This is a genomic window from Streptomyces sp. NPDC101152, assembly GCF_044768275.1.
Lineage (GTDB): Bacteria > Actinomycetota > Actinomycetes > Streptomycetales > Streptomycetaceae > Streptomyces.
The window spans coordinates 82,036-92,787 of record NZ_JBIWPO010000033.1 but is presented as its reverse complement, the minus strand read 5'-3'; the positions used below and the strand labels follow the sequence as shown (position 1 = coordinate 92,787).

At 72.3% G+C, this 10,752-nt stretch carries 9 protein-coding genes and 1 pseudogene; 2 read left to right on the top strand and 8 right to left on the bottom strand.

The annotated features are described in order from the left end of the window. Positions 1–136: 136 nt before the first annotated feature. From ACIRVK_RS32035 to ACIRVK_RS32015, 5 genes are all read right to left on the bottom strand, one after another. Positions 137–712: a phosphatase PAP2 family protein gene (locus tag ACIRVK_RS32035; RefSeq protein WP_404253262.1), complete on the bottom strand. Its 576-nt coding sequence runs from the start codon at positions 710–712 to the stop codon at positions 137–139. Next, positions 705–2,063: a diacylglycerol/lipid kinase family protein gene (locus tag ACIRVK_RS32030; RefSeq protein ID WP_404253260.1), complete on the bottom strand. Its 1,359-nt coding sequence runs from the start codon at positions 2,061–2,063 to the stop codon at positions 705–707. Before ACIRVK_RS32030 ends, ACIRVK_RS32035 begins: the two co-directional genes overlap by 8 nt. A gap of 181 nt (positions 2,064–2,244) precedes the next feature. Continuing rightward, entirely contained in the window at positions 2,245–3,771 is a 1,527-nt protein-coding gene (locus ACIRVK_RS32025; protein ID WP_404253258.1) for an APC family permease, read from the bottom strand. 162 nt (positions 3,772–3,933) lie between these two features. Next, on the bottom strand, positions 3,934–5,409 hold the full coding sequence (locus ACIRVK_RS32020; protein ID WP_404253256.1) for an MFS transporter: 1,476 nt from the start codon (positions 5,407–5,409) through the stop codon (positions 3,934–3,936). Between the two features lie 110 nt (positions 5,410–5,519). Next, positions 5,520–6,143, bottom strand: a complete 624-nt coding sequence (locus ACIRVK_RS32015; RefSeq protein WP_404253254.1) for a DUF4097 family beta strand repeat-containing protein — start codon at positions 6,141–6,143, stop codon at positions 5,520–5,522. 32 nt (positions 6,144–6,175) lie between these two features. Between ACIRVK_RS32015 and ACIRVK_RS32010 the strand changes: the two are divergent. Together ACIRVK_RS32010 and ACIRVK_RS32005 are read left to right on the top strand one after the other, a co-directional pair. Beyond that, positions 6,176–6,727 (top strand): annotated as a pseudogene (locus ACIRVK_RS32010) (zinc-binding dehydrogenase); the annotation flags it as partial. Positions 6,728–6,858: 131 nt separating this feature from the next. Further along, complete coding sequence (locus ACIRVK_RS32005; RefSeq protein ID WP_404253252.1) at positions 6,859–7,362, top strand: nuclear transport factor 2 family protein; 504 nt, start codon at positions 6,859–6,861, stop codon at positions 7,360–7,362. A gap of 169 nt (positions 7,363–7,531) precedes the next feature. Here ACIRVK_RS32005 and ACIRVK_RS32000 read toward each other — a convergent pair whose 3' ends face one another. The 3 genes from ACIRVK_RS32000 to ACIRVK_RS31990 all read right to left on the bottom strand — a co-directional run bounded on the left by ACIRVK_RS32000 (position 7,532) and on the right by ACIRVK_RS31990 (position 10,360). Next, on the bottom strand, positions 7,532–9,085 hold the full coding sequence (locus ACIRVK_RS32000) for a hypothetical protein (protein ID WP_404253250.1): 1,554 nt from the start codon (positions 9,083–9,085) through the stop codon (positions 7,532–7,534). Between the two features lie 31 nt (positions 9,086–9,116). Beyond that, a complete protein-coding gene (locus ACIRVK_RS31995; RefSeq protein WP_404253248.1) occupies positions 9,117–9,365 on the bottom strand; it encodes a Smr/MutS family protein in 249 nt (82 codons plus the stop codon). A 365-nt stretch (positions 9,366–9,730) separates the two neighbouring features. Beyond that, entirely contained in the window at positions 9,731–10,360 is a 630-nt protein-coding gene (locus ACIRVK_RS31990) for a type VII secretion system-associated protein (RefSeq protein WP_404253246.1), read from the bottom strand. Positions 10,361–10,752: the final 392 nt, after the last annotated feature.

Sequence of the window (10,752 nt, the reverse complement as noted above, 5' to 3'; positions counted from 1 at the left end):
GCACCCCCTGCCCGGCCGAACGCAAGCATCATACGAAGCCTGCCCGACCCCAACTCCACCAACCAGAAAGACACTTAGTCGCGACAGTCTACTAGGGACAACGGACTCGCCCCAACCACCCACTCGATCCAAGAGATCAGAGGTGACGGCGGGTCGCGGCCAGGACCGTGGCCGCCGCGCCGGTGCCCAGGACCGCGCCGGCGATGACGTCGCCCGGGTAGTGCACTCCGGTGTGGATGCGTGAGTAGCCGACGGCGCAGGCCAGAAGCCACAGGGGCACGGTGGCGGCCGGGAGCGCGGGGCCCACGGCGGCGGCGAAGGCGACGGCGGAGGCGGTGTGGCCGGACGGGAAGGAGGCGGACGCCGGCATGGGGACGTGCCGGCCCGGGAACGGCGAGTCCTCGGCGCGGTGCGGGCGGGGCCGGCGTACCAGGCGCTTGCCGAGCAGGTTGGCCGTGGTGGAGGCGACGCCGATCGCCGCGACGCCGATCAGCGCGGCGCGCCGGGGCCGGCCGGGACGGGCCGCCATGGCAGCGGCGACGGCGAAAGACAGCTTGGAATGGTCGGCGGCCGCGGACAGCCGGCGCAGCGCGGAATCCAGCGTGGGTGTGCTGGTGACGGTCACTGCCTCGTAGAGCGCCTGGTCGAGGGCGGCGAGATCACGCAACAGGCCTCGCGGTACTCGATGTCCCCGCGGGGTTCGGTCAGCCATCGCTGTGCTCCTGGTTCTTCGCTCGTGGGTCGGGGGCGCGGTCGAACGCGAGGCGTACGACACGCCGCCAGTCGACGGACGGGGCGACGTACGGGGCGCCGGGCCGGTCTCTCGGCACCCGTACCCGCAGTGCGCCGGGCCGTATCGTGCACACGACGGGTGTGCGCAGGGTGAGTGCCTCGCCGTCCACGGCCACCGGGATGACCTCCTCCGCGGCCTCGACGACCACCCGACGGGACGTCAACGACGTGATGGCGCTGGCCCGTTCGCCCAGCAGCGCCACTTCGGCGGCCTGTGCCGCGCCGTCCACCCGGACCGCGATCACCCCGAGCCGGCCCGTGTCGAGCCGTTCTCTGCGCCCTCCGGTCAGGGGGTCCGCGCGGGCGTAGGGGTTGTTGCTGACGAGCACCGCCTGGGGGGCCTCCAGTTGCTCCTCGTCGGCCCGGGCCGTCAGGGCGACGCCCGCGTCGCCGGTCAGCAGGTCCGGGAGCTGGTCGAGCGCGGTGGCCGCCTTGGCCTCGCGGTAGTCGGGGCTCTGCACGATGTGAGCGTACGTGCCGAAGGAAGCCGTGTTGACGAAGGGGCGGCCGGCCACGTCCCCCAGGTCGACCCGGAGTTCCACACCGTCGGTGAGGGCGTCCAGGCTCTTCGCCGGGTCGTCGCGGTCCAGGCCGAGATCCATGGCGAAGTGGTTGCGCGTGCCGGCGGTCACGACCATGAACGGCAGGCCGTGCTCGGCGGCCACGCCTGCCACCAGGGCCTGCGTGCCGTCGCCGCCTGCCACGCCGAGCAGGTCGGCGCCCTCGACCACGGCCTGCCGGGCCAGCGCCACCGGGTCCGGGTCGGCGTCGAGGTCGAGGAGGATGACCCGGGCGCCGAGCGCCTGGGCCCGCTCCACGAGGCCGAAGCGGCCGACCTTTCCGCCGCCCGAGCGCGGGTTCATGATCAGGACGGCTCTGCGGGGCGGGCGGACCGTGCGGGTGTGCATGCCGTGCGGCTTGCGCAGCCGGCGCAGCGCACCGCGCGCACAGGCGAGCGCGGCACTCCACGCCGCGAGCGCTCCCACGGCCACCACCCACAGGCCCGACACGGCGTACAGCACCAGGACGGCGACCGGTGCGGCGATCGCCAGCAGGGCGCCGAGGAAACGGGCGATGCCCCGGTGCGCCAGAGCCCACCACACTCCCCCGCCCGCCAGGGCGAGCCCGACGAGGCCGAGCAGCAGGATCAGCCACTGGCCGACACCGGCCACCACGGCGGCCACGGCGGCGGCGACACACAGCAGGGCGAGCCGGGCCAGCAATCTCGCCGATCCCGACTCGGCCTCACTTGTCGTCGAGTAAGCGTTCATGATGCGTCGAGCAGCCTCCAGGGTCCATGGTCCGGCGCTCCGGCGCTCCCGGTCCTGCCCCCTCCCCTCATGGTCGCTGCGGGCCGCGGGGGCCGCACCGCAGGAGCTGAACCGTCCGGACCGCACACGTCTACCCGGAGATGCCCGACTTCAAGTCCCGCGGTGCCTCGACGCTGTGCGTCTACCGCTCGGCGGCCGCCGCGTCCCGGGTCGGCTTGCCCAGGGCCCAGAACAGGACGCCGAGGAGGATGAAGGCGGCCAGCGGGACGGCCTCCGTGAGGAAGTACTTCACCCGCTCGCCGTGGGTCCAGCCGGTCGGGGCGTAGGCGGAGCCGAACCACTGGTCGCCGGCGCCCGGAGCGACCAGCTGGATCGTGGCGAAGAGGATCAGCGCGGTCAGGACGATGCTGATGGCCAGGGGGAAGGGCGCCTTGTAGGGGCGCTGGGCGTCGGGGGCCTTGCGGCGCAGGACCGGCAGGGCGGGGAAGATGCCGAGGTAGCTGACCAGGGTGGTGGACACGGCGAGGCCGAGGACGGCGCCGAAGAGCTTGGCGGCGCTGCCGTGGGTCAGTTCGTGGGCCAGCACCAGCACGAGGGTGGAGACCAGGCCGCTGAGGATGTTCACCCGCACCGGGGTGCCGAAGCGGCTGGAGATGACGCCGAGGAAGCGCGGGGCCGCGCCGTCGTAGCCGGAGACGGCCAGTGCCCGGTCGGAGCCCATCACCCAGGTGACACCGGAGGAGAGCACGGTGAGGATGAACATGATCGCGGCGAGGTCCCCGAGCGCGCTGCCCGCCCCGCTGAGGGTGGCGGTGCCGTCGGCGGCGACGTGGCCGCCGTAGACGGTGAAGACCTGGCGGATCGCGTCGATGAAGCCGCCCAGGCCGGTGATGGCCTTGACCGGCAGGACCAGCAGGATGCCGAAGATGGGCAGCGCGTACAGCAGGACGGAGAGGGCGGCGCTGCGGAAGATGGCGAAGGGGACGTCCTTCTGGGCGTCGGTCATCTCCTCGCCGGCGGTGTTGGGCAGCTCGAAGCCGACGTAGTTGAACATCAGGACGGGGACCAGGCCGACGAAGCCGGCGTAGGTCGGGGAGAAGTCGCCGGCGCCGAAACCGTGCAGACCGTGCTTGACGCCGTAGATCGCGACCGTGACGGTGAACAGGCCGAGGAGCAGGAAGCGGCTCCAGGCACCGATGGTCGGGATCCACTTGCCGATGTCGAAGGAGAGGATCGCGGCGAGGACGCCCACCCAGACGAAGATCAGGGTGAAGACGTAGAAGGCGACGGTGCCGAGGTCCTTCCCGTCGTTGAAGAAGGTCGTGTAGGCCGTGACGGCGGACACGGAGAGGGTGCCGCCGAGCCACACGGGGTTGGTTATCCAGTACAGGAAGTTGTTGACTGCACCGGCCAGGCGGCCGAAGGCGCGGCTGGTCCAGATGTAGGGGCCGCCCTCGTCGGGGAAGGCGGCGCCGAGTTCGGCCGTGAGCAGGGCGGACGGCACGAAGAAGACGGCGGCCAGCACGATCAGCCAGGTGAAGGCTTCCGCGCCTTTCGACGCCACCGTGCCGATCGTGTCGACGCCGACGATCGTGCACAGCAGGAAGAACAGGATGTCGAAGCGGCCGAAGTGCTTGCGCAGCTTCTGCCTTTCCGTCTGTGCCGCCGCCGGCGCGGCCGGCTCGGAGGTCATGGGGCCAGCAGTCACCGGAATCTCCTGTTTGTACTTGTGCCGACGGGCGAGATTTGGCCAATGATCTGGCGGCGCCGCACGGGCCACAAGCTTTCATGGAGAAGACTTGACCATCGCTTCTCCAGGTGGATGCACGGGTAACAGGTGTGAAACGCGGGCGCCACACCCGCGGGCCCGTCAGCCCTGGCCGGCGCGCAGGTGGCTGTGCGAGGCCTCGGGCCGACAGGGGCGGCGGTCCTGGCGGCGGTGGTGGCCCCAGTCGTGGACGGCGAGGGCCAGGCCGCCCAGGACGGGCAGGACACCGAGGCCCACAGCGGTGGCGACGGCTGTCCGGAAGTCGTGGTGGGTGGCGCCCAGGACCAGGTAGAAGAGGCCGGGCAGGGCCGCGGTGCCGACGGCGCCGCCCAGGCGCTGGCCGGTCTGCAGGGCGCCGCCGGCCGCCCCGGCCATCCGGACGGGTACGTCCCGCAGGGTCATGGTGACGTTGGGTGAGATGACGCAGCCGCTGCCCACACCGCCGAGGAGGAGCACGGGAAGGGTCAGCCAGGGGACGGCACCGGCCGGTGCCAGGCGCAGGACCAGGGCGGTGCCGCCCAGGCCGACAGTGACGCCGACGAGGCCGCACACGGTCAGCAGCCTGCCCAGTCGGTCCACCAGCCGGCCCGCGATCGCGGCGGCGAGGGCGGAGCCGAGGGCGAAGGGTGTCACGGCGAGTCCCGAGCGCAGGGGCGAGTAGCCGAGGCCGTTCTGGAAGAAGAGGGCGAAGACCAGCCAGACGCCGCTGAAGCCGACGAAGTACAGGGTGGCGATGGCGGCGCCGATGGCGTAGCCGCGGACGGTGGTGACCAGGCGGGGGTCCAGCAGCGGCTGACCCTGACGGGACGCGACGCGCCGTTCCCAGCGCGTGAAGGTCACCAGGAGGGCGGCGCCGACCAGGAAGAGCCACCACAGCTGTCGTACGCCGCCCGACTCCGCCAGCACCAGGGGGAGCATGAGGGCGAGGACGCCGGTTCCCAGGAGGGCGACTCCGCCGAGGTCGAGTCGTTCCCGGCGGCCGAGAACGGTGGTGGGGAGCAGGCGGATGCCCAGCAGCAGGGCGATCAGGCCGACGGGCACGTTGACGTAGAAGATCCAGCGCCAGCCCTGCGGGCCGTCGGCCAGGGTCAGGATGAGGCCGCCCACGACGGGGCCCACAGCGCTCGAGATGCCGACGGTGGCTCCGAACAGGCCGAAGGCGCGCCCGCGGTCCGCCCCCCGGAACATCTGCTGGATGAAGGCTGAGTTCTGCGGGGCGAGGCAGCCCGCGGCGACGCCCTGGGCGAGGCGGGCCGCGACAAGGAGGGCGATCGTCGGGGCCGCTCCGGCGGCCGCGCTGCACACGACGAAGGCCGTGAGGGCCAGCAGGTAGATCCGGCGCCTGCCGATGGCGTCGCCGACGCGGCCGGCGGTGACCAGGACCAGGGCGAAGGCGAGCGCGTAGCCGGACACCACCCACTGGATGGCGGGGGCCGTCGCGTGCAGGTCCCGCTGCATGGAGGGGAGCGCCACGGCGACGATCGTCACGTCGAGCAGGCTCATGAACCCGGCGACCAGGGTCACCCACAGCGCCTTCCAGCGTAGCGGGTCGGTTCCGTCGTTCGCCTGCGTCGGCACTGGTCCTCCTTCGCGAGCCGGTCGGGTACGGCGGGGTCCTCGCGTCCGGCGCCGGGTACCCAGGCCGGGGCGCCCGTCCCCTGCCGGAGCAGGAAGGGAGGGTGCCGGGATCACTCGAGGTGGGCGTCGACGTCGCCGTTGACGGTGGTCAGCGTCATCGCGCGGCCGTGCCGGGCGTCGTGCGTGGGGACGGCCACCGTGGGACGGCCGTCGTCGGTGGTGGCCGTCACCGTGTAGGCGGGGGCGTCGTGCGGGATGGTGACGTCGACCGAGCCGTTGGTGGTCGTGGCGGTGACGCCCGAGGGCGCGGTCGCGCAGGTGAGGATCACGTCGCCGTTGGTGGTGGCCGCATGCAGCCGGCCGACGTCGAGGGCCGTCGCACGGACCGAGCCGTTGCGGGTGGCCAGCCGCAGCGCGGCGGTCGCGGCTCCGGAACGGGTCACCGTGACGTCACCGTTCACGGTGGTCAGGTCGAGTGCACCGGTGAGCCCCGCCGCGTCGATGCCGGCGTTGCGCGCGCTGACCGTGACGCTCACGCCGCCCGGTACGCGCACGTACGGCATGCGGGGGCACTGCGCCCGGTGCCGGGCGCAGGAGAGGTCGAGTGTCCAGGTGTGGTCGTGGTGGGACCAGACGGCGTCCGTGTGTCCGTCCACGGTGACCCGGTGACCGCCGATCGGCCGCAACCGCACGCCGTTGTCGGTGGTGACGACGAGCTGGTCCCCAGACGGCACCGGCGCCGAAATGGCCGCGAGGGCCGCCTCGTTCCGTCCTGGTCCAACTCGCCCACGCGGCAGGCGCGAAGGTGATCGGCACGGCCTCCGCCCGACACCACGACGTACTACGGGAGCTGGGCGTCATCCCGGTCGACTACCGCGCCGACGACGTGCCCGCCCAGGTCCGGGAGCTGGCGCCCGGTGGCGTGGACGCCGTCTTCGACCACCTCGGCGGCCGAAGCGTCACCGACTCCTGGCACCTGCTCGCCCCCGGCGGAACCCTCGTCTCCTACGGCACCGCGTCCACCCGTGACGACACCGGCTCCAAGCAGTGGCCCGTGCTGAAGATCCTCGGCCGCGTCTGGCTGTGGAACACCCTGCCCAACCGGCGCCGTGCCAACAACATCTGGGCCGGCCGGGCCCTGAGTACAGACCGCTTCCGTGCCCGGCTGCGGGCCGACCTCACCGAGGTCTTCGCCGCCGTTCGCCGTGGCGACGTCACCGCCCGCATTGCCGCAACCCTGCCACTCACCCAGGCCGCCGAGGCACTGCGCCTGGCCGAATCCGGCACCGTCACCGGCAAGATCGTGCTCACCCCCTGACGCACCCGCCGGAACCGCGAGACCGGTCCGGCCCACCCGCCAAACCCTGCCCCGAGACGGTCCACGACCGCCGAGCCGTCGATGCGCCGCTTCGGGGCGCTGGCCACTCCACCATCGAAAGGACCACCACCATGAAGCTCCGCTCGCCCCGCGCCCTCGCCGTACTGATCGGCACCGCGGCCGTCGGGGCCGCGCTCGGCACCACTGCCTCCGCCACGCAGCCCGCGGACCAGCGCCTGCCGCACGTCGTCACCGCATGGGCCCGCTCCTGGAACGGCACCGACCCTCAGGAACTCGGCAACCTCTTCACCGCCAACGCCACCTACACCGACCAGGGCCTCGGCGTCACCTTCACCGGCCGCCAGCAGATCTCCGACTGGAAGGCGCGCACCGACAGCCTCATCGACAACGTCCACGTCACCATGTACGCCGCCCACCGCGGCGGCAACCACATCACCATCGAAGCCGTGTACGCCGGCCACATCAAGGGCGCACCCAAGCCCTTCGCCGTGCCGATGGCTACCCTCCTCAACCTGAATAGCCGCCAGATCACCTCCGACCAGGACTACTACGCCATCAACCGCGTCCTCGCCCAGTCCGGACTGCCCGCCGACTGGACCCCGCCCACCCCGTGACCACCCAGCGTCCTGCAGTCAAGCCGCACAACCGCGCCGATCCCACGCGGTTCGTGATCCCGCGAATGGGCTGGTCAGCGGCGACATGACCGGATAGACCAAAGCCCCGTTGGCGGCGAGCGACGTCTAAACGCCTTCGCCGACATAGTGTGCACGGCGGAAGCGGGCGTTACTCGGCAGGGGTGTCGGCTCCTTGGGTCTTCGGGGCGGCCAGGGCGCGGGAGGTCGTCCCGGCCGGGTTCGGCAGGGCCGCGGCCGGTGCTGCGGACGGCGGTGCACCCCCTGCCGGGGCGGCTGTGACGGGCGCCACGGGCGGCATGGCGGGGGCGGTGGGCCACACCACCCGGACGCCGTACTCCACCGCGATCCGGTGCAACCGGCGTCCCCCGTCCGTGAGCCGGCCCAGCACCCGCACCACGACGTACTCGCGCAGGGCCGGATCGAGATCGAACAGGAGCTGGGACAGCGCGAGGAACAGTGAGCCGTCCAGCGGTTCGCCGGGAACGCCGAGTTGGATGGTCAGCTGATCAGCCGTCACCGGCAGTGTGTCCGCCGGCCGTGACCGTCCCCTGGGCAGCAGGTGCAGACCCGCCCGGACCACGCTGACCTGCCAGCGCTCCGAGAGGTGGACGGCGCCCTGCCCGCCGTCCCCCGGCCCCGCAATGGGCGCTGTCCAGCGCAGCAGGCTCGGCGCGGCACCTGGTCCGCCATCGGCGGACGTGCTCGGGCGGCACACCACGGCCTCCACGAAGGGACGCCACGTCGGCGTGGCGTCTGGGCCGATGAGAACAGGCCGGGTGTCCGCGGACGATCCGGAGACCAGCGGCACCCCGGTCAGCAACTCCACTTCGCTGCCGAGGACGTCGGCGACGTCCTGCGCGGCCGACAGCAGGTCCTTGTGGTTGCCAGGGGCCAGGCGCACCTGGGAGCGGAACTCCCGTGGCAGGGCGGCGAGCAGGGCGCCGAGGTCGTCCGAGGGGACGTCAGGACCGTCCGTGGGACCGGGGACGCCGACCAGGACGACCGGGTGGACGGGGTCGGCGGGCACCGCGAAGCACACGTCTCCCGGTTGCGGCGGCCGGGCCCCGGGCGGGCGGACGAGCACACCGGCCGGTATCTGCTCGACCACGCATCCCGACGCGGTGCTGACGGGCAGCCGGCCGAGCGCGTCCTGCCAGGCGGGCGCCGGGTGCCGGGGCCCCAGCGGCCGCGGGTCGGTGCCGGGAGCGAACAACTGCCAGCCCTGCGGGGGCGTCGCAGCGTCCGGGGCGAACAGCGAACCACCCGGCACGATCAGCGCGGGGCCGACCGGGGCGACCACCTCCAAATCCCACCCATCGGCGATCCGCCGACCGAGCGCGGGCCGCGGCGTGGTCTTGCTGCCCGCACCCGGCAGCACCAGGCGGACCCTCGTGACGCCGTCCGCCCGGAGGATGTCCAACGTCTCGCCGAGACGCCCCCACAGCGCGGGCGACGCCTCAGCTTCCACACCGACCACCACGGTGGCGATCGGCAGGCCGGTGTCCGCAGCGGCCAGTGTCCGGGCGAGTTCAGCCACCTCTTCAGGTCCCGGCGAGGATGCCGGGGAGGTGCGGATCAGCAACAGCCCGTCGCGCTGGTCCACGACCACGGGCGTCTCGTCACCGCCGGCCGCGGCCGGCTCGTCGGCTGCGGCCTCCGTATCCCGCGCACGGCGGGAGAAGACCATGCCCCATCGCGTCATGCTCTGCCTTCCGGTGAGGGGGTCCGACGGCTCACCTGAAGCGGACCAGAATGCGCCCCTCGTTCGACGGGTCGACCTCGTATCGGACGTAGAGCTTCTTCAGCTGCGGCTGGCCGAGCATCGCCAGGACTCGGGCCCTGAGTTGTCCTCGGCCCTTTCCGGGGATGATCTCCACCAGGTCGGCCTTGGTCGCCGCCGCCTTGAAGATGATCTGGCGGACCGCCCGGTCGATGTCGCGTTCGTTCCTGAAGAGCGGATGCAGGTCCAGGGTGAGCGTCATCGGCTTTCACGGCTCCCGTCGGTACGTCCGGACCGGGGAGTCCGCAGCCGTCTCCGTCCCACCCCAGTCATGACTCGAAGCCTAGTCGACATGCGGCCCGCAGCGCCGCCGCCTTGTCCGGTCGGACAGTCGCAGCTGTACGGAAGGACGGAGAGCGACGGCAGTACCAACTTCCCGCGCCACCACGGCTGCGGTCACCCACGCGACCGGCGCGGCAGCGCAGCGAACGCAAGCCGGGACCCACGGGTCGCAGTGAGAACCACGCCGCGCGGCCTTTCAGCAGACAGCCGAGTTCCACGCACGGCTACCAACCTCTCCGCATCCAGGGGACAGCCCCGTTCAACCGCGAAACTCAGCCGCGCCGTTCAGCCACGCCGTGAACGCAACGCGCTCGCCGCGAGGATCTGCGCCACCGGAGCGGACGAGCTGAGAAACAGCACGTCGCACCCTTGCGGCAGCAGGTCAAGGAGTTCGGGCACCGGCATCACCCGGTGTGCGGGCAGCCGGTCCTCCTGCAACCCCGGTGCGGCGGAGAAGACCGGTACAACCGCCGTCCCGTCAGGCACCTCGGTCACCACCGGCCGCCCGTCGTCGCCGACGCACACGGCCACCTCGGCCTCCGCGACGGCCGCGACGATCGACTCCTCCGGGCCGTACCCGGTGGCGACCAGCTGAACGGCGCCGTCGGCGGGACTGATCGGGCGGGCCCACCCCAGCGCGTCGGGTAAGGGGCGGTACTCGCTGTTCTTCTCCCACTCGACTATCTCGCCGTGTTCGTCGCTGCGCCAACGGCCCAGCACGGCCCAGGACGGCGGTGCCTCGTCATCGGCACCACGCCAGTGCCTGTCGATGACGGACAGCCAGTGGTTCGGTGCCGATCTGGCCGCCGCGACGAAATCGTCCGGCGGTGTCCGACACCCCGGCTCGCCTCTCAGAGCCCCGGAGGGACCGCCTGTGCCGTCGGCGCTGTCAGGATCGGGTGCTGTGCTGTTCACGGGCTGACCTCGAGGTCCAGGTAGTCACCGGGCTTGCTGTGCGGCCGCCGATGGGTGTTGCGCCAGGCCTCTGGCGTCTGGGCGTCCGGTTCGGGAAGGGCGACGATGTCCAGCGGATCGGACGGGTCGTCGGCCGCCGGATCGAGGGATCCGCTGTAGCTCCAGCTTGGCCGGCCGGTGCGGTCCGAGTACGCCTGCGGCAGCCGCTGCCCCGGTGCCCCGAGACCGGACACCAGGAAGACGACCGGGATGCCCAGACGCAGCGTACGCAGCAACGGGCTGAGCTCCAGCAGCGCCAGGAACTCCCGGGCCCGCACGGGAACGGCACCCAGCCCGGGCAGGTGCAGCACCAGCCCGCCGGCCGGATCCGTGTCGGTCCACACGATGTGGTA

Bases quoted from the DNA above. Each gene is read 5' to 3' on its own strand.
- ACIRVK_RS32000 (WP_404253250.1), bottom strand. From the start codon at position 9,085: ATGACGCGATGGGGCATGGTCTTCTCCCGCCGTGCGCGGGATACGGAG.
- ACIRVK_RS32035 (WP_404253262.1), bottom strand. From the start codon at position 712: ATGGCTGACCGAACCCCGCGGGGACATCGAGTACCGCGAGGCCTGTTG.
- ACIRVK_RS31995 (WP_404253248.1), bottom strand. From the start codon at position 9,365: ATGACGCTCACCCTGGACCTGCATCCGCTCTTCAGGAACGAACGCGAC.
- ACIRVK_RS32005 (WP_404253252.1), top strand. From the start codon at position 6,859: ATGAAGCTCCGCTCGCCCCGCGCCCTCGCCGTACTGATCGGCACCGCG.
- ACIRVK_RS32030 (WP_404253260.1), bottom strand. From the start codon at position 2,063: ATGAACGCTTACTCGACGACAAGTGAGGCCGAGTCGGGATCGGCGAGA.